This is a genomic window from Gemmatimonadota bacterium (assembly GCA_026706345.1).
In the GTDB taxonomy this organism is placed as follows: Bacteria; JAAXHH01; JAAXHH01; order JAAXHH01; family JAAXHH01; genus JAAXHH01.
In genome coordinates, this window is the sequence record JAPOYX010000168.1 from 1 (window position 1) to 23,426 (window position 23,426).

Annotated in this window: 20 protein-coding genes; 12 read left to right on the top strand and 8 right to left on the bottom strand. The window is 59.8% G+C overall.

Annotation, left to right across the window (positions count from 1 at the left end; translation table 11 throughout):
• Positions 1 to 337, top strand: a 337-nt coding sequence (locus tag OXG98_11020; protein ID MCY3772534.1) for a hypothetical protein, incomplete at its 5' end; no start/stop codon positions are given.
• Positions 338 to 555: 218 nt separating this feature from the next.
• On the opposite strand, the gene OXG98_11025 is transcribed toward OXG98_11020, so the two are convergent.
• Positions 556 to 864: a hypothetical protein gene (locus tag OXG98_11025; GenBank protein ID MCY3772535.1), complete on the bottom strand. Its 309-nt coding sequence runs from the start codon at positions 862 to 864 to the stop codon at positions 556 to 558.
• A 239-nt stretch (positions 865 to 1,103) separates the two neighbouring features.
• Between OXG98_11025 and OXG98_11030 the strand changes: the two genes are divergently transcribed.
• The 8 genes from OXG98_11030 to OXG98_11065 all read left to right on the top strand — a co-directional run bounded on the left by OXG98_11030 (position 1,104) and on the right by OXG98_11065 (position 11,370).
• Positions 1,104 to 2,462: an aromatic ring-hydroxylating dioxygenase subunit alpha gene (locus tag OXG98_11030; GenBank protein ID MCY3772536.1), complete on the top strand. Its 1,359-nt coding sequence runs from the start codon at positions 1,104 to 1,106 to the stop codon at positions 2,460 to 2,462.
• Positions 2,459 to 2,953, top strand: a complete 495-nt coding sequence (locus OXG98_11035; protein ID MCY3772537.1) for an aromatic-ring-hydroxylating dioxygenase subunit beta — start codon at positions 2,459 to 2,461, stop codon at positions 2,951 to 2,953. The genes OXG98_11030 and OXG98_11035 overlap by 4 nt, the downstream gene beginning before the upstream one ends.
• A gap of 47 nt (positions 2,954 to 3,000) precedes the next feature.
• On the top strand, positions 3,001 to 3,957 hold the full coding sequence (locus OXG98_11040) for a hypothetical protein (GenBank protein MCY3772538.1): 957 nt from the start codon (positions 3,001 to 3,003) through the stop codon (positions 3,955 to 3,957).
• A gap of 555 nt (positions 3,958 to 4,512) precedes the next feature.
• Positions 4,513 to 5,115 carry a DUF6088 family protein gene (locus OXG98_11045; protein ID MCY3772539.1) on the top strand — a complete coding sequence of 201 codons (603 nt, stop codon included), beginning with the start codon at positions 4,513 to 4,515 and terminating at the stop codon, positions 5,113 to 5,115.
• Entirely contained in the window at positions 5,108 to 6,136 is a 1,029-nt protein-coding gene (locus OXG98_11050; GenBank protein ID MCY3772540.1) for a nucleotidyl transferase AbiEii/AbiGii toxin family protein, read from the top strand. Before OXG98_11045 ends, OXG98_11050 begins: the two co-directional genes overlap by 8 nt.
• Positions 6,137 to 8,477: 2,341 nt before the next feature.
• Entirely contained in the window at positions 8,478 to 10,028 is a 1,551-nt protein-coding gene (locus tag OXG98_11055; GenBank protein ID MCY3772541.1) for a P-loop NTPase fold protein, read from the top strand.
• Between the two features lie 456 nt (positions 10,029 to 10,484).
• Positions 10,485 to 11,204: a hypothetical protein gene (locus tag OXG98_11060; protein MCY3772542.1), complete on the top strand. Its 720-nt coding sequence runs from the start codon at positions 10,485 to 10,487 to the stop codon at positions 11,202 to 11,204.
• Positions 11,205 to 11,232: 28 nt separating this feature from the next.
• A complete protein-coding gene (locus OXG98_11065; protein MCY3772543.1) occupies positions 11,233 to 11,370 on the top strand; it encodes a hypothetical protein in 138 nt (45 codons plus the stop codon).
• Positions 11,371 to 11,518: 148 nt separating this feature from the next.
• On the opposite strand, the gene OXG98_11070 is transcribed toward OXG98_11065, so the two are convergent.
• The 6 genes from OXG98_11070 to OXG98_11095 form a co-directional block, all read right to left on the bottom strand.
• The gene (locus OXG98_11070) at positions 11,519 to 11,737 is read right to left on the bottom strand and encodes a type II toxin-antitoxin system HicB family antitoxin (protein ID MCY3772544.1); all 219 of its coding nucleotides are present in this window, start codon (positions 11,735 to 11,737) and stop codon (positions 11,519 to 11,521) included.
• A 187-nt stretch (positions 11,738 to 11,924) separates the two neighbouring features.
• Positions 11,925 to 12,281, bottom strand: a complete 357-nt coding sequence (locus OXG98_11075; protein MCY3772545.1) for a tyrosine-type recombinase/integrase — start codon at positions 12,279 to 12,281, stop codon at positions 11,925 to 11,927.
• A gap of 912 nt (positions 12,282 to 13,193) precedes the next feature.
• Positions 13,194 to 16,859, bottom strand: coding sequence for an SIR2 family protein (locus tag OXG98_11080; GenBank protein MCY3772546.1), 3,666 nt, complete (start codon positions 16,857 to 16,859; stop codon positions 13,194 to 13,196).
• Positions 16,860 to 16,865: 6 nt separating this feature from the next.
• A complete protein-coding gene (locus OXG98_11085; protein ID MCY3772547.1) occupies positions 16,866 to 18,293 on the bottom strand; it encodes a HEPN domain-containing protein in 1,428 nt (475 codons plus the stop codon).
• Between the two features lie 42 nt (positions 18,294 to 18,335).
• Positions 18,336 to 18,497, bottom strand: a complete 162-nt coding sequence (locus tag OXG98_11090; GenBank protein ID MCY3772548.1) for a hypothetical protein — start codon at positions 18,495 to 18,497, stop codon at positions 18,336 to 18,338.
• 15 nt (positions 18,498 to 18,512) lie between these two features.
• Positions 18,513 to 18,821: a hypothetical protein gene (locus OXG98_11095; protein ID MCY3772549.1), complete on the bottom strand. Its 309-nt coding sequence runs from the start codon at positions 18,819 to 18,821 to the stop codon at positions 18,513 to 18,515.
• A 573-nt stretch (positions 18,822 to 19,394) separates the two neighbouring features.
• Here OXG98_11095 and OXG98_11100 point away from each other — a divergent pair.
• From OXG98_11100 to OXG98_11110, 3 genes are all read left to right on the top strand, one after another.
• Complete coding sequence (locus OXG98_11100) at positions 19,395 to 20,933, top strand: DGQHR domain-containing protein (protein ID MCY3772550.1); 1,539 nt, start codon at positions 19,395 to 19,397, stop codon at positions 20,931 to 20,933.
• Between the two features lie 192 nt (positions 20,934 to 21,125).
• Complete coding sequence (locus OXG98_11105; GenBank protein MCY3772551.1) at positions 21,126 to 22,280, top strand: hypothetical protein; 1,155 nt, start codon at positions 21,126 to 21,128, stop codon at positions 22,278 to 22,280.
• The gene (locus tag OXG98_11110) at positions 22,268 to 23,131 is read left to right on the top strand and encodes a Dam family site-specific DNA-(adenine-N6)-methyltransferase (GenBank protein ID MCY3772552.1); all 864 of its coding nucleotides are present in this window, start codon (positions 22,268 to 22,270) and stop codon (positions 23,129 to 23,131) included. Before OXG98_11105 ends, OXG98_11110 begins: the two co-directional genes overlap by 13 nt.
• On the opposite strand, the gene OXG98_11115 is transcribed toward OXG98_11110, so the two are convergent.
• On the bottom strand, positions 23,100 to 23,324 hold the full coding sequence (locus tag OXG98_11115) for a hypothetical protein (GenBank protein ID MCY3772553.1): 225 nt from the start codon (positions 23,322 to 23,324) through the stop codon (positions 23,100 to 23,102). The two genes, OXG98_11110 and OXG98_11115, sit on opposite strands and share 32 nt — an antisense overlap.
• Positions 23,325 to 23,426: the final 102 nt, after the last annotated feature.

Here is a 23,426-nt window from a genome sequence, read left to right on the forward strand (position 1 = left end):
GAAGTTCACCGTCCTTTCATCAGTAGCGACGGACAGCTTCATTGTCTTGCAGGGCTGGCGGTGGTGGATCGAGATCGTGGGCGCGGCCGTCGCGTGTTTGCATCACTTGCCGCGCGACGCGCCAGCGAGGCTGGCATCGAACGCACACGAGGTTGACGCCATCTACCGGGAATCATGCCGCGCCTCGTTCGCGGTAGATGCTGACGTATCCCGGGAGCGGAATGAAAGCGGTTGCCAGGTCGACCTGGCGGGGCCCGAGGCGTCTGCTGGACTGGCGAATCGTCCCCGGGGAACTTGCAGGCCCCATGACCCTTGGCAATCCCCGGCCCGGGATTAGGAGCCGCCTCCCTATGGGTGAACGGCGATGTTCGGCGTGCCCACCTGGCCCGGCCTCCACCGTTCCTGCCCCGCGCAGGACACGCATTTGTGCCGATACCGCCGGGCCATCTCCAACCCGCCCGGCATACACGCGATCAAGTCCCGTCGGAGATCCGGCGGTTTCCTCAAGCCCTTCCGGCTGCAGGGTCAGGCAATCGACCCTGGATGCAGGTGATGTCAGGTGGCTGCCGTACCGGTCATGGACGGCGCGGACACGAAGTTCCCGCCCGTCCTGAGCCGATCGTCCGCCACCGTGGCACCGGTCATGGCCGGCGCGGACACGAAGTTCCCGCCCGTTCTGCGTCGATCATCCGCTACCGCGGCACCACTCATGGACGGCGCCGACACGAAGTTGCCCCCCGCGCGAGCGTAGCCTGAGATCTTCTTCTGCAGGTTCGGACTGACTGCCCTGCCTGCCGCAGCCTTCTGGTCTTCCGCGGAAATCCCCAGTTTCTGTCGGAGCTTCCGCACCTTCAGGTCTTCCATGGGTCACCTCTCCATCCGTACGCTGAACGCCCAAAACGAGGCCTTGATTCATACTCTATCATCCTGATTTTGTCAATCCTTTGACACGGGCTCGGCACAGGCGGCGGCGCTACGTTGGAGTTCGGCGCCGCACGGGGCGGTGAAACGTTGAGGAGAAATGGCGCGGCTTCCGGAGCCGGCCGCGACGGCGCCCGAGTATCATATCCTTGCATCAAGGTCCGGAGGATACGGGCGAAGCCATGGACATCCAGGACCTGATTGTCGACGACCGGAAGCACGGGATCTTCAAGGTCCATCGATCGTGCATGACGTCCGATGACCTGTTCCGGCGGGAACGGGAACGGATCTTCCACCACTGCTGGATCTACCTGGGACACGAATCGGAAGTCGAGAAGCCCGGAGACTATCGCCGCCGCACAGTGGCTGGCCGGCCGCTGTTCTTTGTCCGCAGCAGCGACGGGCAGATCCGGGTGTTCCTGAATTCGTGCCCGCACCGGGGGGCGCAGATCTGCCGCAGCGACGCCGGGAATGCCGAGATTCTTCGGTGCTTCTATCACGCTTGGACGTTCAACACCCGCGGCGAGCTGATCGGCGTTCCCGGGCAGGACGCCTACGGCCCCGGCTTCGATCGAAGCGAACTCGGCCTGAAGCCGCCGCCCAGAGTGGACAGCTACCGGGGTTTCTACTTCGTGAGTTTCGACGCGCACGGCGAGGACCTCGTCAGCTACCTGGCGGGCGCCAGGGACTACCTCGACCTGGTCGTCGACCAGGCCGAGGACGGGATGCGGGTGGTGCCCGGCTCCAACAAGTACGCCATCAAGGCCAACTGGAAGCTGCTGGCCGAGAACAGCCTTGACGGCTACCACCTGGTTCCGACGCATCGTACCTACGTCGACTACCTGACCGGTCTCGGGACAGACGACAGCGGCGGCACACTGGCTGCCCGACCGCCCGGCCGAGGGCGGGCGCTGGGCAACGGCCACTGCGTGTCCGAGAACATCTCCAGAAACGGTCGCCCCATCGCTCGTTGGCACCCGATCTTCGGTGAGGAGGCCAGGGAGCGCATCGCGGACGTGCGTGCACGGCTGGTCCGGAAATTCGGGGAGGAGCGCGCCTACCGGATGGCCGACCTCTCCCGAAACCTGCTCGTCTATCCGAACCTGCTGATCATGGACTTCGTGGCGATCAGCATCAGGTACATCGAACCCTTGGCGCCGGACAACATGGCGGTCACGGCCTGGCACCTCGTGCCCCGGGAGGAAGCGGGTGCGGCGCTGGCCGCCCGCCTGGACAGCTACCTGACCTTCCTCGGACCGGGCGGCTTTGCCACGCCGGATGACGTCGAGGCGTTGGAATCCTGCCAGGCCGGTTTCCGGGCCACCGAAACCGAATGGTCCGACATCTCGAGGGGCATGCTGAAACCCTGCCCGGGCACGGCCGATGAACTGCAGATCCGGGGCTTCTGGCGGCAGTGGCACGCGAACATGCAGGGCCTGGATACGGCCAACGTGCAGGACGGAGAGCCGGCAGAATCGCAGGCCGCAGCGGCTTCGTCGGAAGCCGATGGCCGTGGGCGCCGCCGGACCGGTGAACGATGACGGCCCACGAGAGGTGCGCGTTGCCGGGAATGGTGGAGGAATTCCTGTTCAAGGAAGCAGCACTTCTGGACGACTGGAAGTTGGAGGAGTGGATCGGTTTGTTTACGGAGGACGCCCGGTACGTCGTTCCTTCCACGGATCTACCGGAGGGAGACCCCGGGCGCGACCTGGTGTTCATCGACGACGACATCGTTCGTTTGCGCGCTCGGGTGACGCGGTTGAACAGCCGTCATTCCCATCGCGAGCGCCCACGGTCCCGCACCCGCCGGTTTGTCTCCAACGTGCGTGTAGAAGAAACCGACGAGGGACACCTGTGGGTCCGCGCAAATGTCCTCGTCTACAGGTTTCGCAGTGGCGAGGGCGCACCTTACGTCGGCGCCATCGAGTACATCCTGAGAAGGGACGGCGGAGACTTCAGAATCGCGTACCGCCGCGTGGTGCTGGACCTGGAAGACCTCTCTTGGCACGGTGCGGTGAGCATCATCATTTGACGCTCAGGCTGTCCCGCGACGTTCGACATTGAACCGCGGGCGCTGGCGTGCCGATCCGGATCGACCCAATTGAGCTGATTTGCAGAGAAGGAAGCAAGCATTTGTACAACTCACCCCTTGCAGTCGTAGTCGCAGTCATAGTCGCAGCCGCTCTCCTCGCCGGATGCGGCAGCACTTCCATGCCGAGCGCTGCTTTTGACCTTCCCGCCGCCGATGACGAGATTGCCCGCACCGAAGCCGAAGCGCGGTTTTCCGGTGCACTGTTCCGGCACCGGGGAGGTGTCGTGGAATTTGTCCACCCCGGTTTCACGGTTGTGGACCGGCCGCAACTCCCGGGCTTCCAGGGGGTGGTCGCCCGGAGGGTGCGAAGCTCCGGCACCCTGACGCTGGTCGCGTACACCGATATTGAACCCGGCGATCAGATCCGGGACGAGGACTTCCTGGTGTTCGGCTACTGGTCCAACGAGACGGACACACCACCTGCAGAAGTGGAAGTCTTCGGATACGGAACCGCCCGTCATCATCAGGAAACCCTGTCGGACGCCACCGGGCTGACAGGGACGGTCCACTTCGAAGGCCGGGCGTCGGGGCTCTATACGCACGGGTCCTCTCACGGGAACTTTGTCGCAGATGCCTCTCTAGTTGCCGACCTCGGTTCTGCCCATGAGATTGGCTCGATCACCGGAACGGTCAACGGCTTCATCGATAAGAGTGGCAACAGTCTGGGTGAATGGTCTGTGGATTTTGGGCGAAGGAGCCTTGACTATTCCACCCGCTTCCGGGCTCTCGGTATCGACAATTCAGTTTACGTCGAGAACCAAGGGCCTTCGGCCGTCTTCGGAGAAACCAGTGGAGACGCCGGATGGAAGGCGGAACTGTACGGGAACGCCGGACCGGACGGTGGTCCGAGTGCTGTCGCTGGCACCTTCTGGGCGAGCTCCGACCATGGCCCGAGGCTGGCTGGCGGCTTCGCGACGCGGCGCACATTGACGCCAACTGAATGAACAGATTTCGATTCAGGCCGCGGTGGAGAGCGCCAAGCAAGGGTCCCGTATTCCGCCCGGTGGGCTCGACCGCCAGACCTGCCGGGTGCGCTCAAGGATTTCACTCGCGCGACCATGACCTCTCGCACCGTGTCTTCCCACGCCTAATCCCAAGGATTGACTGGGAGTACAAGAGAAGGCTGCAGGAGGCACAAGCGGCCGGTGAGCATCAGCCTCCAACTCACACCGTTCCCTAACTGACTCCAAAGGAATGCTCGGGAACAGGTGGTCGTGCCCAGGGGAGGAATCCAATCGTAGATCTTAGTTATTGTTTCGTATGATTAACTTGAGAAACTGCAAGTTCTTTCTCACGTTCTCCCCACGCGCGTTTGCCGGCTGCAAGGTGGAAAACGGCGATTTCCTTTCTTCGTCCGGGTCCAGACGACCGCGGGCGGACGATCATGACACCGGCGCCTGGCAATGAGGCCGCATCTCCCCGGCACCCATATTGGTAGCGCGGCTATTGAAAATGTGTCCGCAAAACCCATATATTTACGGACAAAGAAAAGCCCGGCCATGTCGACCACGGAAACCATCCGCATCCACATCCGCAGGCTGTCGAGAGGACGACCGTTCACGACCTCGCGCTTCGCCGCTCATGGCTCACGCGCTGCCGTCGACCGGGCGTTGTCGCGCATCGTCCAAGAGGGTGAGATCGAACGCCTGTCGCGCGGCGTCTTCGTCCGTCCCAGGACGAACCGCTTCGTGGGTGTCGTTCTTCCCGGCGTCACTGAGATCGTGCGGACAATAGCCAAGCACAATGGCGAAACCGTCCAAGTGCACGGCGCGGAAGCCGCTCGGCGTTTCGGTCTCAGCACCCAAGCGCCGATAACCCCGGTCTTCCATACCAGTGCGTCGAGCCGGTCGCTCCGCATTGGCAACACCACCGTCAGATTGATTCACACCTCGAACCGCCGTCGACTCCAGTTCGCGGGAGAGCCTGCGGGCCTTGCGATTGCCGCCCTCTGGTATCTCGGCAGCGAGAACACGACGCCGGAAACGGTTGCACAGATCGAATCCGCAATCGGTCCGGAAGAGTTCGGCAAGCTCCGTTCCGCCAACCTGCCGGCATGGATGACGAACATGCTCGGTTCCATGGTGGAGGACACCCGTGGCTGACGCCTTCCTGTCGCTTTCCTCGACCGAGCAGCGGGACATCCTGGAAACCGTTGCAGACCACGCTGGGCGCCCCGCCGTCATCCTGGAGAAGGACATCTGGATCTGCTGGGTGCTGCAGGTCCTCTTCTCCATTCCGGATCGTCATCCGATGGCATTCAAGGGCGGTACTTCGCTCTCCAAGGTCTTTGGGATCATCGACCGGTTCTCGGAAGATGTCGACATCACTCTCGACTACCGGGCGTTCGCCGACGACGTCGATCCCTTCGCGCCGGGAGTGAGCAAATCGCAGATACGGCGCCTCAGCGACCGGCTCAAGGCTCGCGTCAAGGACTACATCCGCGACGTCGTCGGCCCCGCTCTCGAAGCAGAGGCCGCGAAACTGCCGACGTCGGGCCGGCACGCCGTCCGCGTCGGCGAAGACGGCGAGCGCCTTTGGTTCGCCTTCCCGTCCGCCGTCGAGAATCCCATCGACTACCTGGCCACGGAGGTTCTGCTGGAGTTCGGCGGCCGCAACGTCATCGACCCCAACGAGCAGCATGACATCCTCCCCATACTGGCTGAATACACCGACGGCCTCGACTATCCGGCCGCCAACGTGACGGCGCTCTCGCCGGCCCGCACTTTCTGGGAGAAAGCCGTGCTCATCCATGTAGAGTGCCACCGGCGCCGACTCGCCATCGGCCCTGAGCGCCTTTCCCGCCACTGGTTCGACCTAGCCTGCCTCGCCAGGCACGACTTCGGCCGGGCGGCGCTCACCAACCGCAACCTTCTGGAGGACGTCGTCCGCCACCAGACGGTCTTCTTCACACGCAGCTATGCCCATTTCGACCGGTGCCTCAACGGCCGATTTCGGCTCATTCCCGACGCGGACCAGCTTGCCGTGCTCCGCTCCGACTACGACGATATGTGCCGCGCCGGCTTCGTCGGCGGCGATGCGCCAGTATTCGACAACCTCATGGACGAAATCCGCGACATCGAGCTTGCAGCGAATCGATCTCCCAGAGATCGAACTCATGTCTGAGCCAAGTTCCTGTCCCGTCTGCAACACCTCCTGCAAATCCTGTCCTGTTCGACCACATGCGCCGCCAACAGCGCCGTCGGATGCGCCGCGGTTCCGAACCAAGTCTCAAAGTCAAAGAAGGTAACCAGTCCCGGTTGGCTCCGCGTACACATCGTGATGCACGGGTTCGCCGGGTTGTGTCCCCACGCCGACAGCTTGCCCGTGGCTTTCTCCACGTTTTCCCCACACCAAGTCGGGGAAATCAGCAGAATTGGGCGGAACTGGAAAGACCATCAGACTTGGAAATCCCCTTGTTCGCAGGGTCTTTCCAGGACGTAGGCGGACCGGCTAGGACAAGATGGTGGTGCCCAGGGGAGGAAGCGGAAAGACATAATATATATCTGTTTCTTAAGCTATGTGATATCAGTCTTTAATTTCATCCCACGATTATTCCCACTCAATATGGGCGCTGAAGAACCTACGAAGGCCGCCGGGCGGGCGACACTACGGAGCTGTCCCTTCACTCTTGACGTGGACACGTCGCAATGAACCCAAGGAGAGAACTCGTGGAGCCGGCGGGTGGCAAGGCCGAGCTGGTCCGGCCCGACAGGACGGAGCGGATCACACTCGGGGTCAAGCGTTCGGTGCTCGACCATTTTCGGGCTCCGCGCCGGGTCTCCAGACGCGAATCAACCGCGTGCTCGAGAGCTACGTGAAAGCGCAGCGCAGACCGGAGGTATGACCGAGTCGATCGGAAGACCGAGCCACCTGGTCTCCGATTGCCGGCTGCCGGGTCCTGTCTCCGGGCTGCACGAACAGCTACGCAATGTAGTTGGCCGACGACCGCGTGCGGAACCACCGGAGCCAGCCGGGGCTGATGGTGGAGACGAAGGCCGGGCCCGTGTGGAACGACCGGGTCCGACTGAACGAGGGCTAGCTGCGCCAGCCCCTCGCGTGGCCTTGCCCGCGGCGGATTATCGTGTGTGCCCCTGATTACATGAGGAATGGCGCCTGGGCGGCGGGCGCTCAGCCGTTAGATGATTGACGGGGGGGGGACTCCCCTGCCCGTTGTCAAGCATCAGGTGCCCTCCGCGATTCTCGTGCTCTCATGCGGCGTTCGCGAGCTGTAGGCGCTCAACAGAGACGGGCGGTTTGCACTTCACGACCAGGTTATGGACGTCTCGATCGCTCTGGAGGTCTCGTACGACTTGCCGAGGTGGGGCGTCACGCAGGCATTGGAGGACAGAGTTTCAGGATTTCTGGCAACTGGCCAGGAGAGCCGGAGTCGAATCGGCAGGAACGCGAGAGCTTTCTACGACGCGCGTTCAGCGATTGTTTACGGTCGGTCCGTACAAGGGTCGCCGTTCGCGACCGGCGCCGCGTTCGTTTCGGGCTTCGACCTCGCCCGCTGGTCACTGTTCAAGAAGCTGCGTGAGGGGGCGCCAGAGGACAGGACAACGGCGACAGGCGAAGGGAACGAAGCCCGCGGGCCCGGTCGACAGGCGTCGGGGCGCAGCCGCAACACCCGAGACACGCCCGTCGGGATGTCCAAGGACCGAAGACGACCATCAGGAGGACACAGCGACGGGGTAAACTCAGCGCGAGGCATGAACGTGCGAGGTAACGGACCGCAGCCCCGGTACGATACTAAGCACCAGAATGGAGGGCATGCCAGCCCACGTGGGTTGCCATGATCCTCGGTCTCGGAAATCCTAGGCTAGCAACTCCGTGGTCAGCCGGTCGAGGCGATCCGATAACCTCTCCGGAGCCAACAGTTCGCCCGCACGCTTCCGCGTGCGCGGCAGCCGGTTGACCCGCCCCCGTTCCGAGAGGTCATGCGATGAGGCCTAACAACACGCGGTACGTGCGACCGATGGTGCACCAGTTCGCCACCTTCGGCTAGCCGGTCCATCGCGGAAAGGTTGCACCTGTATCGTGAATCCTCCCGACCGGGACTCCAGCCATCCATTCCAGGAAGAGCCCCCTACTTGGCAGTCCAAACTTCCAGTGCCATGTGCCGCTCATCAGAACGTCGTGCACCTGGGTCGGCCGAGCTGGCCAGCGTGGCGACAAGGTCACCAGGCGCCATGATTTCTGGCCTATGTTGATACGATCTAGGCGGCTATACCTGATGATCGGCATGTTCGGGATTCGCAACAGCGGTCTGAAAGCCGAACGTGTGCCCCGACACCGGTCCCAAGTCCCGTGACCGTATACCCAGGCTCTGCTCAGCACCGGCCACGCCTACTGGGCTTTCCCGTCGTTCGCTCTAGCGCTCTTGCGCTAAATCACTGTCGAATGCAGCGTGTCTAACCGGGATTCCTCCGCCCCGCCTGCGTTCGATGAGGAAGCAGGAGGAACAATGCGCTCATATATTGAGCGGCTTAGGGTGTTGCTGGCCAAGAAAATCGGCCATGTCGGTTTGGAAAGTGGTCTCGGGGGACTCAAGGGCAGCCTAAAGGCGGCAGCGTCTCTGGGTTTTGCGCAGCTGCGCCCAAGAATGATCGACGTTCCCACGGAGGATCCATTCCAGAATGACCGACTGGAGCGACGGGAATTCGGAGCTGCAGTATGCCGTCTTCTCTCCTATGGGAGCAATAGCGGAGTGGTCATCTTGGACGGTGCATGGGGAACCGGGAAGTCGACATTCTTGAAGATGTTGGCCAAGCAGGCGCGCCGCAGTGACGAAATTCGGGAAGCGATGATCGCCGTCGAAATCAATGCGTGGGAGAACGACGCGTTTGGCGAGCCAATCGAACATATTGCTGGGAACTTGCAACAGGGGCTAGCGGCGCAGACGGCTGGCCATCTCCCGCGCAACCGCTTCAGGCGCATGTGGCTCCGCATCAAAGGCATACCAATAGAGATCGCTCGATATCCTGGAATTTCGAATTTGGGTGAAACGATCCTTCGGTATTCTTGGGTCAAGAACGTAGAGCCTGCGATTGCCGCACTGAACATGCTGGCATTACTTGGGAAAATGGCGAATTGCACGGGCGGACACGAGAACAATCTCCAGAACCTAAGGTGGAAGCTCGCCCATGAAGCAGAACGTCTTTACCGCTATCGGAAGCCGGGAGTTCCGTCCAGGATCGTAGTAATAGTTGACGAGTTGGACCGGTGTCGGCCTGACTATGCTGTAAGGTTCCTTGAGACGATCAAACACGTCTTTGAGATCGACCATATAGCGTACTTGATCGCGATAAATCGCGAACAGTTGATATACAGTATGAAGGGCGTTTATGGAGAGTCTTTCGACGCGGAAGGATACTTGGAACGATTTGGTGATGTGTGGCTGCGGTTTCCCGACGCTTCACGAGAAAATTTTGTTCGAGGAGTCGTCGATTACATGAGTCTTGAAGCAGTACTCCCGGGTGACATTCATGAAGACGTCGCACTGGAGGGAGTTACCGTTACAGACATGCTGGTCGTCGTCCTTGGACGAGCGAAACATCTCAATCTTCGGGAGATCGAGAAGATCGTAAGCGAGATACGGGCTATGCTGTGCGTAGCACGCGAAGGCATTGAGAGATACACGATGGCAGTAATTGTGGCCGCGCTTGCGCGGCACGTAACTCCGAATGCCTATGCGGCGCTCTTGAGACCAAGCGACAATCCCGACGCGGCAGGGCAAGCATTCGTTGCAGCCATAAGCGGCACAGTAAGATCTCCTGCTCCTGTAGCAGGCGAAATCGACCCGGCGTTGACATTGGCGCGGGACCTCCTTCGTTGCATCTATGAGGATGGCCACGGACAGGCAACTGCAGTCGGCAGGGCGAAGATGGAGAATGAACTCCTGGCGCGACTCGACGGTCGCCGCCATCTGGTCGACTATCGAGTTGTCCGAAACGCGATTGAGCTTTACGGATCTGGCGTCTACAAAGACAAGGACCGTCGCACCAAACAACTCTGACACTTGGCGCCCTACGAGGCCCTCGCGTACTTGGCATCGCGGAGATAGACGTCCCGCAATCTGGCCGCTCCGCGCTCAACGCTTCAACGATGTGGTAAGCGTGTTCAAGCGCCGCCTGCGACGGATTGCCGGGCGGGACCCACTCGTTAAGGTCCACATAATTGAACTGCCTGCCGTTCAAACGTATTGCACCACGCTTCTGACCCTCCTTCGGTTTACCTGACAAAGGAATCACGAGATGAAAACCAATGCGAGGATCTGTTCGGTAACCTGCTATGGCTCCGGCCCATGAGCAGGGCGTTTGGAACGCAGAACGTCTCCAAATCCCACGGTTTTGCCGAGAGAATTCGTAAGCTAGACTGCCCCTTAAGCCTCTAAATTCATGATGATTGCCAAGGGTTCGCCGACGGTCGGCACGGTTTATCGGTAACGTTGGAGAGAAGCAGGTAGTAGGTCATGGCGTGGTATGAGAATCCAACGATCGCCGCCGTGGTAGGAGGGCTCGCTGGTGCCCTCCTGAGCGCACTGGCGGCCATTTACGTATGGCGTCAGACGCACAGAATTCGACGCGTGGACTGCGTGGTCACGGATGTTGCGTCGCTCCTTACATTCTCAGACCGCATTCGTGATGAGCTTCGGGTCACCTTTGCTGGATCCCCTGCCGACGCCGTGTACTTGGTGTCTTTGGATGTCGTCAACACAGGTACTGAAGCGGTTCGTACTCAGCCCATCAATATCCGACTAGCCGAGGGCTCGAGAATCGTTGACTACTCCTACAAGACAGAACCTCCCGTCGGGTTCGGCGACATTGGTGAGGTCAAGAGAGATGGAAACGCATTGGACCTAGTAGTCGCGCTTCTAAACCCAGGGGACAGGGTGTCGATCGAGCTTGTATCGCTCGATAATCCCGACGACACACTTGATGTCTACCTTAAGAACGCGAATGTTCAAACGCGAATGTACTCACGAGCATCAGCAGAAAGCACGGTGTTCGACCTCATGAACGACACTCATGTGATGTGGCTCGCGGTGCTCGGTGCTATGCCTGTGTTTGGCGGGATCGCTAGGTCACTAATCGACGTGGCTGTTGCGAAGCGAATCGGAAAACTAAGTGACAAACGTGGATTGCCCTCTAACAGCAAGCCCCAGCGGAACGCCGAGGACACCGGCCACTGAGTTTGGGTGTTAGTGTACGAGACGAACCGTGCAAGACATCGCAGACCTGATCCGCGGTTATTTCGGCAAGTACTTCGGACATCGCAGCAGCTACTACCTGTCGGAGCCCTTCGAAGAATGCGGTACGGAACAGTACGTGAAAGACGACACCGCGCGGAAATTGTGAGTGGTCAGAGTGCTGCAAGCAATCCTGGTCCAACCGACTGACGAAACCACCTTACCGAGCGACGGCTTCCACACGGTCATGCAAGTCCCCATGGATATGTGCTATTGCACAAAGAACTCCCCTTAGCGAAGAGGTGCCCTGACTTTACTCAATGCGACACTAAGCCTTGAGGGGATTGAGGCGTTCTATACCGACGATGCTCGATGTCCTCGGCGGGCGCGGTGTCGAAGTACAGCGCCAGCGCATCGGCGAGATGATCGCGCGCCTCCGTGACGCGTTCACCCCGGCTCGCGACATCCACCTCACGGCACAGCGCCACATAGCCATCGCCCTCGCGATCGACGATGGCCGTCAAGCGTCTGTTCATCCCCTGTCTCCCGTGCGGGGGCCTGCTGGAGTCCGCATCTTGCAAGAACTAATCGAAGAACGCGATACGCTGGACACGTGATCGCCACGCATCAAGGGCGCGCCCGGCGCACGTGCCGACTTCTCACGGCAAGGGCTCGTGCAAAGGCCAGAACCACGGACTGACAGCTGAGCCGAATGCCTGCGGGCTAGCTTATGGGCTGGGTGAAACCGAGATCAATTTCAATACTGTCACCGACACGGGAAGCAGCAACCCTCAGGCTGTCGCGGGCAAGGTGCGCATACCTTGCGGTCGTTTGTACCTGCGAATGGCCCAACAGTTTGCCGGCCATCGGAAGCCCTTCTCCCAGTGCCAGCGCCCGGGACGCAAAGGAGTGACGAGGGTCATGGACGCGGACGTCGTGAAGTCCCGTACGGGCGCGGATTCGCCGCCACGGGTACTCCAGATCGGAAAGATGCGCTCCCCTCTTGCGTCCGACGATCACCCACGGATTGTCGCCCTCGCGAGGAAGGGATGCGAGCAGGCGAGCCGCTGACGGGGACAACGGGGCCCTCCGCCCCCCCGCCTACGGATCAGGAGGCTGAGGGTTCGAATCCTTCCGGGCGCGCCACCACAAGTGACTGTTTCACAAAAGATACTGTGGAAGATCAGTGCAGCGGAAAAACCATAGAAGTTGTCGCTTGAGAATCTATTGGGAATCACTTGGACAGCAAACCGGGTCGCCAAGTGGCGACGACTTCGGGTCGGCGGACGCCTCCATGCCGCTCGATGACCGGCTGACAGATGCCTTGCGCGAGCTCAGCCAGATCTGCCGTGACTCCACTGAGCTTGGAAGATGCGTCAATTTGTCCCCCCGCTCTCCCGGTGCCCCGCTGAAGGCTTGAGCTGCACCAGCGTTCCCGTCGCCCGCCCTCCGCGTGACGGACCGGTATCCCGTATCGATCAAACTTCCCGACCGCTTGCGGGCCGGCTGTCCGTTGCACGCGGCGATCAGGTGATCTGTAGGTGCAGCATCACGGATGTTAGTCCCTCGGAGCGAGACACGTTTCGTAGAAGTCCCGGTCCATCCGGTACCAGCATGTCCGGTCGATGCTGCAGGATGACGTGACATTCGCGCGGTTGGGAAACGCTGAAACCACCTTCAGTCAGCGGCCGGAACTCCGGAAAATGTCCCTGACGTCTCGCGCCAACCCGGCCCGCTCCTGAGCCGGACTGAACATAACCGCGACATCGAGATCAACATTCCTCGCCATGCGCACAAGTGCACGACCCTGCCGAGGTCGACTCCCCTCTCGCGTTCGACAGGAATGCCATGAACGACGCCTTCGATGTCAAGCTCGGCGGGCTTCATTCGGGCAGAGACAACCCGTCAGGGCCTTTCGGCTAGTCCGTCGGAGATCAATTGCCAGTGGCAAGCGACTCCCGGATTCGCGAGCGAAGGAGCCATGCGCTTCCTTCATTGAGTGGCAATTCCGTACAACCGCTGAAATCTTGGATCCCGGCTCATCTCGGCATTTGCGCCGACCAGCGCATCGAGTATCTCCTGAAGGGTGTGCTTCTCGTAGCCTTGCAAGACGTCCTCGTCCACCACCTGGTCAAGCACCCGAAGCATCCAATTCGGATGCTGCGCGGCATGTCCGTTCTCGCCGAGCCGATAAAGCCCCCGGCCTTCGAACGGCCGCAAGTATTCCAGCGACCACTCGGCCGCCTCCGGAAACGCGTCGCCGCACTCCACCAACAGATCCAGAATTGCCTTAGACGTTGCCGACGTATTCCGAACTGCTGCGCGGGGCCAGTAGATGCGAAGCCACGGTCGCACCTTCTCGTGCCAAATTTGCGCGCGTTCCGCGGACTCGCCGGCAAGGTACCGCTTCAGACTTACAAGCACCGTCTTGAGGCCATCTTCCGGCATCGGTTCCACCACACTGTGGATTTCTTCTTCGGTCAGTTCTTCGGGTGCTTCTAGACACACTGTCACAAACAGGCTCCTCAGGTTGCCGACTTTTCGGCCTCCGGGCCGCCCGTTTCGCAAGAACTTGAGAAACGCTCCCTTGAACGCTCTCAGCAGGTCTGGACCGACACTTGGCGACCACCCGTAAGCGGACCAGAGTTTGCCCGCCTCCAGCGACCGCCCAGGAGGGAGCCGCGCAATCATGTGCTCCTTGGTCCAGTCTGGGTCGATAGAAAACAAGAAGTGCAACCGCATCGCCAACATCACGCGGCCGAGTTCGCCGCCCGGATCCCTGCCGATTGCATCGAAGTACGGCCGCACTTGCCCGGGAATCCCCCCGCCGGTTGGCAGTTCGTACTTCCTCAGTCGGGTCAATGCAGCTTCCGCCAGCCTACCGGCAGCATGATTCAAGGCATCCGTCACCGGTTCTTCGAGGTCCACGGCCTCTGGCTCGATCTCGGGCTTGCCAATCCAAGCCCTCATCCATAGCGCCCCGAATTCTTCCTCCCGTTCGGTTCCGCAATCTTCGGCCAGCCGGTACACGAACTCTCCGGCCGCCGACCCAACCGCGCCGAACAGTCGGTCGGGGGCCTCGACAAGAATCCGAGCCACAAGGCCCCGCAATCTCGACGGCAGTTTGCGCGCATCCTGCGGCCCGGCCACATGCCATAGAAAACCCTGCCACGAGATTGGGGGCCATTTGCCCTTTCTCGCGAGGCGCCGTAGCGCAGAGGTCACCTTTACCGGTCGCAGAACGACCAGCCCCCGCAATCCGTCCTGGCCGACCTTCTCTTCCTTTAGGGCGGCAACCACATCCGCCACCGATCCCTCCACAAGTTCCCTCGGGGCGAACTCGTCATCGCCGACCCACCGTCCTTCGCCATGCCACGAAAGGAACTCGTCCCGCTCCTCCTCGCCGCCCTCCGCTGCCCGTGCCGCTTCATCCGCGAGCGCCGTCGACTTCTTGTCCAGCCTCGCACCGGACATACTCAGCTTGTGCAGGCGCAAGGCCTGCTGGTATCGAAGCTGCTCCCGACTGCCAAACGGCCCCAAGCCCTTGTTTGATTTTGGGCCGTCATGAATGGCGCGGACGATGTCCGTCCGCAGACTCCTGGGCAACCGCTTCCCGGCCAACCGGAGGAAACGCGTCACTTCCCGGTGCAGCTCCATCTCCCATAGACCCGGCTTCCGGCCCTTCAGAAGCAGGTCCCGAGCAAGTTGAATGTCCGATTTCGGATTCTCGGTCAGTGCGTGAAGCGTGAGCCGCCTGAACAGCGGGTGCCGGGACTCGATCCACCGGACAAGCAGGGTAGCCGCGCGTTTCGGCTCCCTGAGAGACAGCTCGACGTAACTGTCGCGCGCAAGGTCGATCAGGTGGGTCCAGCTGTCGTGATCGCGATTCTGTTCGTGCACCGCAATCGATGGCCGATACAGGATTGAATTCGGATAGACCCTGTCGTCTTCCTCACCGAGCTCGACCGCCCGCTCCAGATACCCGGTCAAGGTCTCCGCGTGACGCGACGACACGTCAGCGTCTTGCAAGATCTCCCTGACTTTGCGCCTGCCATCGTCGTCGCCCGACACCAGCTTGAGGTGGCCACACGTCTCGATGGACGATAACGGACGCGAGTTCTCTTCAAGATGCTGCCGGAACGCTAAACCCGAAGAGGGGCCCGAACGAACGATGAGACGCGGGGCAATACTTTCGACGGCCTCCTCCTCGATCCGTCGGCGTTCGCCGTCCGTGGCCGCCGCCCTATGGCGACGGGACATCCACAGCCCCGTCCAGGGGTTTACCGGCCTGATGTCGAGAAGCGCCGTCCAGAGGAGCCGAAGCCTCGCAGGGATCTCCGAATCTTCGGCCGCGAGCCCTCTTTCGACCTGCTGCCGAAGGTGGGGATGAAGTTGCCCGCCGTTTCTCAGCACCCAGCCCAACAGCTGGGGCACATGAAGCTGACGGGCCAGCCAGACCGAAAGCCAAGCCCGCGTCGAGTCCAGGTTACCGGGGCTCCATAGCCGCCAACCGTTGTCAACCAAATGCACCGCTGCGTCGCTGCGATCCGACCCCTTCGCCTCGATGTCATCCGCGCCACAACGCAGAAGCCCCTTTTCGGAGAACATGTCTAGCCACATTCCGAACTTCTCATATTCCCCTTCGTCGACAATGGGCGGCTCGTCAGCAAGCGCCTTCGCCGCCACCGGGTCCTGCAGCGCCCAGACAACCCTTTCCACGGCCGGATCTTCCGGCCCCGCGGGCATCCTGGCCATCTCCCTGATCGCGATCCGCGAACGAACGTGAAACGGGTCGTTTCGAAGCCGCGCCCATTCGATCAGCGTCTCCGTCAGGAGATGGTGACCGTCCCGCTGGTCATACAGAATGGGCTCCACGTTCTTCGCGCGCCAACCATCACTCGCCTTCATTTTGCTCGCGTCCGAGCCGTCCCAGTTCGCGAATGCGTATGCCGACGCGAAGCGCGCGCCCATTGCCCGTTCAGCAGCCAGGGCATCCACCAAGTAGCTCATGACGGGATCGCTCACGCTGTACCCCACAAAGACGACGGTGAACTCGCGAAACAGCTCGGTCACGAACCTCGCCGCCCACCTCTCCGTCAGGTAGGCTCGACCGAAATCGGCCGCCGTGAGCACCAGGTTCACGCCGTCCTCATTCGGCCCGATACGGCCATGCAGATGAACGAGGCTCGACCAGCTGTGGGGCTTTGGCAGCGGAAGCCTAGGCGCAGAGTCCACCAACTCTCTCTCGAGACCTGCTTCAACGAAGCGGTCGTCGAAATTGGTCGTGATAAGTCGAACGCCCTGTTCGTTCCGCGACAGATCGATCAATGCCTCGTGCACGCTCAATTCAGCACTCGGCGGCGCCGATAGCCGCTCGATGACGGTACCGCGCAGCGCGTAGGTTCCCAACCGCTCGTCCCGCTCCAGAAGCCCAAGCGCCTTGTCCAGAGCTTCATTCTCCAGCGCACCGTTTTCGAGTGCGTCAGGTTCCATGTGGTTCGCGGCGTACACATGCTTCACCAGACCTGCGAAACTCGGCAGGTCGGAGCCGGGTCCCATCGAGACCCCCGCTCCGCAGAAGAAAACAACCTTGCCGCTGTCCAGCTCGTTCAAGAGCCGCACCGGAATTGTCGGACCGCCGGCGACCAGTTCGGGCATGACAAGTTAGCTCTTCGGGCCGGCACTGCCGCGCCGGTCGCCTGTGATCACCAATTCTTCCCAATCGTCCGGCGGGCCGTCCCCCAGTAGCTTGAACAGAGTCCTCGCCGCAATGTCGAAACCTGTGTCGAACGCCGCGCGGTACCTCTCGGCCGGTGCCCTTTGCTTCCGGTTGTGAACGATCTCGGACCGGACGCCATAGAAGTCCGCCACGGATGTCATGACCCGCAGTCTGCTCTCGGCATCCGTACCCAGGAGCCAGGACGCCCTCGTTCGCATCTTGTGGGATATTTCCCCGCCGCCCAGCTCGTACATCTGCTCCAGCGCGATCGCCACATCCAGGATCCGGTCCTGAGCCGCAAATCGACCGTCCCTGGCAAGCGCCTCGGCAAGCCGTGCGACGACCGGTGCCAGCTTTCCGTACTGACCGACCCCCCTGCTCTCGAGGGCCTTCTTCGCCTCGTCGAGTGCCTGCGCCTCCAGCCGTGGCGGCGACGCAAAGGGATCGAACTGATGGACGGGGCGGCCGCGTTGCAGGCTTCCATGATTGTGCGCCTGTCCGAGCAAGAGGCAGGCGGACCGGCTTACACACTCCCGGACCCCGGCAAGGCACACGATCGGCACCCTGTGTGACACGGCCAGCAGTTCCAGGAACTCCAGGACATCCCGCTCAAACGGCTCGGGGGGGTCGTGATCCGGCTCTCTGGGATCGTCCCGGTGCCTGAATTGCGGTTGCCAGCGGAAGGGCCTCGCCACCGCCCCAACCAGCCGCCAGTCCCTGTACCTGGCCGTATCCGGCGCCATGTCCACCAGGACTCTCTCGTCAACGAAAGCCCGCGCCAGCTCGAAGGGAAGCATGGTGAACCCGCCCCCGATATCGATTTCTTCCTCCACGTCCAGACCGTGGAACAACACCGTGTCATATCCGGTGTCCAAGCCGCCCGGAACGCCGGATGCCTCTCCACTCCACGCTGCCTCGAGGAAGGCGTGCAACTCACCCGCAGCGCTTCGAAGCCCATCCCTCGGCAATTCGTCCGCACGCGCCATCAACCCACCGATCAAGTCCGTCAGCGACGTGCGGCTGCCCCGGCCCAGGATCTGCACCCAGAATTCGTCATTGCCGATGATCAGCCCCAGCACTCTCGCCAGTGTGGGATGGGAGCGAAGTATGCTCCGAACGGGGTCCATCGCCGCACGCAGCGGCGCGAAGTACTTCTCTCCGCCCAAGGTGCTGCTGTGGCGCGCGAGAAAGTAGACGTGACACAGATCGTCCAGCGGGAAAGGTGTCTCGTCCTTCCCATTGACCACAACACGGTCGCGTGGATTGTGCCGCCAATAGTCTTCCAGGAAGGATTGCTGCGCTTCGGCCAGTCCGGGGAGCGCCTGCGCCAGACGATCGATCCAGTCCTCAGCGACGAACCTTCCTTCGCTCATGCCATTTTCCCGATCAGCCGAGTCATCCCCTACCGGCCAGCCTCAGCTCCCGGACTCGACCGCGCGTAGTATTTTGGTCGCGTCCGTCACTCGCCCGTCGTCCCATACGTCGTCGGTCAGCATGAACTTGTAGCTGTTCGTGTGCTGGACAAAACTGCACCGTTCCCGAACGACCGCGCGGGGAATCAACGCCGCTCGTAACACGCTGTAATCCTTGTCCTATAGAGCCGCCGCCAAGGTATCGAAGCCGTCGAGGCCCCGTATCGCCGACAGTTGTCGGGACTTGTTGCGGGGATGGAGGCGCCGTCCTTTGATCTGATAGCGCCGGCCACCACGATCCCTCGCCGAGAACCCTTTTTCCGAATTCGGCGCAACCTGCAAATCGTAGGCGCGGCAAAACAGGAACTCGGAGACGTTCCCCGTTGGATTGTTCTCGTTCCGGGCAACGCCGCGACGCCGGAGCTCTTCCATGATCCCTGAATGCAATCCCAAGAGCCGCCGCAGGCTCAACGTCGACAGGTCGTTCATGGAATCGCGCAGCCTTCACCCTATTCAACGGTTTGCCTCCGTCACAATGCGCAGGCAGCTTCTTACCATGTCGCAGGTTTCCGCATCCCTGTCCCGGGAATCGGGTTCGGTAGTTGCGCTTGGCACAGACCGCCGGTCCGGATCCGGCGGCCGAAGTCCGCATGCGCCAGGAGCTGGCGCGATCCCCCCTGTTCCCGGGCGACGGCGACTGGCTCCGCATAAGCGGCCGTGACATCCCCTTCCCGATATCAACGCGTCACAATCAGATAAGTCGGCACGGCACGCGATCGGCCACGGGTTCCGACACAGCAATAGTTTGGAGGGTGCGCTGATCAGTGCGATAGGGCAGTATTGCGCGCGGAGCAGTGGTAAGCGGATTACAGTACATTAGGCTAGCACAGCTTGCTCAGCCGTAACCCCCGTTTGTGCTCGCTAGTGCCTCTGGACCTGCGAGCGGATCCTGCGGTCCGCCGGTCGAAATTTCCCGCACTTGAGGTTGTCATACATCGGGAGCAAGGCCACAGCCTCCGTGGCAATGAGTTCGAACTCGACCAATCAAACGAGGCCTGTCAGATGAGTACAGAACGACATCGAACCATCCCTGCGTTAAAGGTCAATCAGTGGTTGCCAGGTTGGGAGAACATCGATTTCAATCCTGCCGAACGTCGTTCCAAACCGGAAAAACACTTCTATTTGTGTTCGATTCCCGCCCGGGAACTCAGAAGTCTTTCGGGAATTGCGAGGCGGGTGGCTAGGGATGCTGCGCCCAGGACTGAAGATCTCGGAATTCAGCGACAGCACGATCCCGAACGATCGGAGGAAATCAGCCGATTCGTCGAGTATGGGTTTCCTTGGTCGACATTGAGCAAGACAAAACGCGCTACTAAGGACTTTAACGATTTGCGAAAGCCCGGCTGGCTTCCAACAGCAGTAGTGCTCAATATTTTGACTGAGGATGACGAACGCTACGGAAACAACGTCGCCACATCAGATCTAGTTTCCGTGGTCGACAATCAGGGAACAACTCAACTTCGACTTCCATATGCTACCTGGAGTCCAAGCTGGACACCGAGCCAGTTACCACCTTTCGAAATCATAGATGGCCAGCATCGTTTGTGGGCTTTTGACCGTGCCACTAAGCTGGGCAATTTTGAACTTCCAGTTGTAGCGTTTGTCGGACTTGACATCAGTTGGCAGGCTTATTTGTTTTGGACGATTAACATTAAACCGAAACGAATTAACCCCAGTTTGGCCTTTGATCTCTATCCGCTTCTCAGAAGTGAAGATTGGCTTGAACGAGAAGAGCGTCATATTGTTTATCGGGAAACGCGCGCCCAAGAGTTAACCGAGGTATTGTGGTCATTCCCAAGTAGCCCTTGGTACGACAGAATCAATATGCTAGGGGAACGCTCAAACAAATGGGTGACTCAAAGTGCTTGGATTAAATCGTTGTCGGCAACGTTTGTTCGTTCTTGGCAAAGGCAGCGCGCGAACTTGACCGGTGGGCTGTTTGGTGGCCGATCCCAACAAGAGAATGAGGTTCTTGGTTGGAGCCGTGCGCAACAAGCGGCATTTCTGATATTCGCTTGGAGCCAGTTTTGGCAAGAGGTCTCTACCAGTCAGCACAAGTGGGCAGTAGACTTACGGAGACTCCCACAAGCAGCGGGAACAAAAAAAACCCCTGGTCCTAAAACTCAAGACGATCCCGCCTTCTACGGCCCTCATTCACTAATTGCCAGTGACCAAGGCGTCAGAGGATTCTTGCACGTATTGAACGACATTTGTTGGCGGCGTGTAAAAGAACTGGGTCTGTACAGTTGGAGACCGGATGATCGATCGGGCTTGAATCTAGATGATGCCGTGAAGAGCTCGCTTGAAGAATTGAAGAAGCAAGAATTCTCTGATTTTGTCACCCAGCTTTGCGCGCTACTCGTATCATTCGATTGGCGGTCTAGCTCAACTCCTAGCCTGACCGAAGAGCTTCGAAGGGCTAAGCTGGTATTCCGCGGTAACGGCGGATACAAGGAGATCAGAACCCAGTTGCTGGAACACCTCGCCAATGCTGAGAGCGACATAGCGGATACGGCGAAACGGTTGCTGGGCAGAACATGAGCACAGAATTGAAGCAGCAAGATAAGACTGCGATCGTTAATCTGAAGCAATCTGGAGTAGAAACGACGACAGCTGGGCTAAAGCGTTTTCTTCACAAATCATCGTGGATTGGAAAAACTAACCACTACTCGAATGATGTAGTTTCTCGACTAAAAAAAAGCCCTGCCGGCGACAAAAACCCACAGACGTAACTTGGCTCAATACATAGCTGCCAGCATTACGCTTCATGCAAATGACGGCTGGAGCTATCTCGGTCGAGCCATAGGCTGCCTGTTGACTGGTGACACACACCGTGCGCTTCACCTCGCCTACTATGCCGAATTACGGGCCGCAATGTCTCTACTGGCTGGCTTCGGCATTGGCATATTTGATCATCAGCACTTCATCGTGGCGCAAGCCAATTCTACGGCCAAATTACATACAAGACTGGGGACCCATCGCATGGTTTGGCTGGCCTTGGAGGAATGGGCCAAATTGCCAAGTTCTGGCAAAATCTTCGCCGAATTGGTACGCCCAGAAGGGTACGATCTTGACGAATGGTTTCAATTGCACGGCGGCGCGAGCAAATTGGCTCCTCAAGCGAGAGCCTGGTTCCTGCAGTGGGGAATGGACCTCAGGCTGGCAAGTAAGGATCGATACGCTCGCAATGAATCTAGCTACCGCCCCGATGGCGTTCCAATTACTTGGCAAGCTGACCCCACTCTTTGTTTGAACTTTGTTCGTGACATGTGGACACTGCTTGAACCGAGTTCAACATCAAGTTTCGAGCAAATTGACCGCCATATCTTCCGCCTCTCCATTGAACGTTATTTTCGTGGGCTTACCGGAAAACCAAATGCCACCGGTGATCCTGCCTTTGTGGCATTGGTTGGCAAGACCGTATCCAGGCTTGGTCTCCCACACTCTGCAGAAAAGCGCATCAAGGACTTCTTGTGCAGAAAAGTCTCGGCTGCCGATCCATTGGTATTTCGATACTCTTCCCATCTGCCTGGTACACCCGAAACTGACGCATTGGCTGTAGTTTCGCGGGCTGTTCTATTGCTCCGACTCGCCACCGGCTCGGCGCACCGATTGCTTCAAAGAACCAGCATAAATGCTAAAGATTTGGCGTTTTGGTGGCAGAGTCTCGGAGAGAACCGTGGAATCTGGCCGCCGGGAACTCCCCCGGCTGAGCCTTACGACTTGTGGGCAGACGTCAAGGAGAGCCTTGATGCCGTGGCTCAGATCGAAGAAAAGTCCCGCCCACCACTCGATTCGTTCAGTTCAATTGCGACCGGACTGGCACCCCAGCTTACTGTACTAGCTAGCCACGAACGTGTCGGAATTTGGGGTCTATGCCCCTCATGATACGTCATCATGCTATTGCGAAACCTAGTGAAGACAACCGGACTGTCCCGTTTCTGAAGTGGGCCGGCGGCAAGCGTTGGTTTACCCTCCGTTACCGCAATATGGTTCCGGATAACTATGAGCGATATCTTGAGCCTTGTCTAGGCAGTGGAGCCATGTATTTCGCGCTAAGGCCCAAGAACGCTATCCTTTCGGATGTAAACCACGACCTGATCAACTGCTTTCAGGCGATACGTGATACTCCACACGCTGTCGCCGAACAGCTACAAGAGCACCATGTCCGCCACTCTAAGAACTATTACTATCAGGTACGCGCTTCTAAGCCAAATGACTCAGTCGAACGAGCAGCGTGGCTAATTTACTTGAACCGGACCTGCTGGAACGGGCTCTATCGAGTGAACAAAAGAAACGAGTTTAATGTTCCTATTGGCTCAAAGACTAACGTCGTGCTGCCAACCGACGATTTTGTAGGGATTAGCAAACTATTGTCACGCGCCAACATCTGCTGCCAGGATTTTGAAGTTTCGCTTGATTCCGCGGGCCCGGGAGACTTTGTGTTCGTAGATCCTCCATATTCAGTCAAACACAACTTGGATGGGTTCACAAAGTACAATGACAGTATTTTCTCTTGGCCTGATCAGATTCGATTGCGAGACGCTGTTGCAAGGGCTTCCGATCGCGGCGCGCAAATTCTTGTTACTAACGCAAATCATATTTCAGTGAGCGAAATCTATCGGGAAGTAGGAAAGCTAGATGTCGTAAAGCGCGCTAGCTTACTTGCTGCCGACACCGCCCACCGTATGCAAACAGAGGAGTTGGTCATCCGTACCTGGCTCGAAGCTGGCAGTTAGAGCGCATTCCGCCTACGTGGGAATAGCCGACGTGGAGGAACTGATTTGCCCACGTGTCGGGTTCCGTGGTCTGGAGCAGTGCGCCAATAGCCGCGTGCTCGGTCATGCCGACACCGCCGCAACCGAGCGCTACGCCCACTTCGCCGATGACCATGTCCGCAGAGCCGCCGGGCGCATCTCCGGGATCGTCCACGACGCCCTAACCGGGCGCCCGCAAGGAGGGCAGTCATGAGCGGTCGCAGCCGCCACGCCCGGCTCGCCGCGTACGCCATCGCCGCGGCAAAAACCACGGGCG

Excerpts from the sequence above, each read along its gene's own strand:
- OXG98_11100 (MCY3772550.1), top strand. The coding sequence starts at position 19,395 with ATGAGTACAGAACGACATCGAACCATCCCTGCGTTAAAGGTCAATCAG.
- OXG98_11095 (MCY3772549.1), bottom strand. The coding sequence starts at position 18,821 with ATGAACGACCTGTCGACGTTGAGCCTGCGGCGGCTCTTGGGATTGCAT.
- OXG98_11030 (MCY3772536.1), top strand. The coding sequence starts at position 1,104 with ATGGACATCCAGGACCTGATTGTCGACGACCGGAAGCACGGGATCTTC.
- OXG98_11055 (MCY3772541.1), top strand. The coding sequence starts at position 8,478 with ATGCGCTCATATATTGAGCGGCTTAGGGTGTTGCTGGCCAAGAAAATC.
- OXG98_11070 (MCY3772544.1), bottom strand. The coding sequence starts at position 11,737 with ATGAACAGACGCTTGACGGCCATCGTCGATCGCGAGGGCGATGGCTAT.
- OXG98_11080 (MCY3772546.1), bottom strand. The coding sequence starts at position 16,859 with ATGCCCGAACTGGTCGCCGGCGGTCCGACAATTCCGGTGCGGCTCTTG.
- OXG98_11045 (MCY3772539.1), top strand. The coding sequence starts at position 4,513 with ATGTCGACCACGGAAACCATCCGCATCCACATCCGCAGGCTGTCGAGA.
- OXG98_11110 (MCY3772552.1), top strand. The coding sequence starts at position 22,268 with ATGCCCCTCATGATACGTCATCATGCTATTGCGAAACCTAGTGAAGAC.
- OXG98_11035 (MCY3772537.1), top strand. The coding sequence starts at position 2,459 with ATGACGGCCCACGAGAGGTGCGCGTTGCCGGGAATGGTGGAGGAATTC.
- OXG98_11060 (MCY3772542.1), top strand. The coding sequence starts at position 10,485 with ATGGCGTGGTATGAGAATCCAACGATCGCCGCCGTGGTAGGAGGGCTC.
- OXG98_11025 (MCY3772535.1), bottom strand. The coding sequence starts at position 864 with ATGGAAGACCTGAAGGTGCGGAAGCTCCGACAGAAACTGGGGATTTCC.
- OXG98_11085 (MCY3772547.1), bottom strand. The coding sequence starts at position 18,293 with ATGAGCGAAGGAAGGTTCGTCGCTGAGGACTGGATCGATCGTCTGGCG.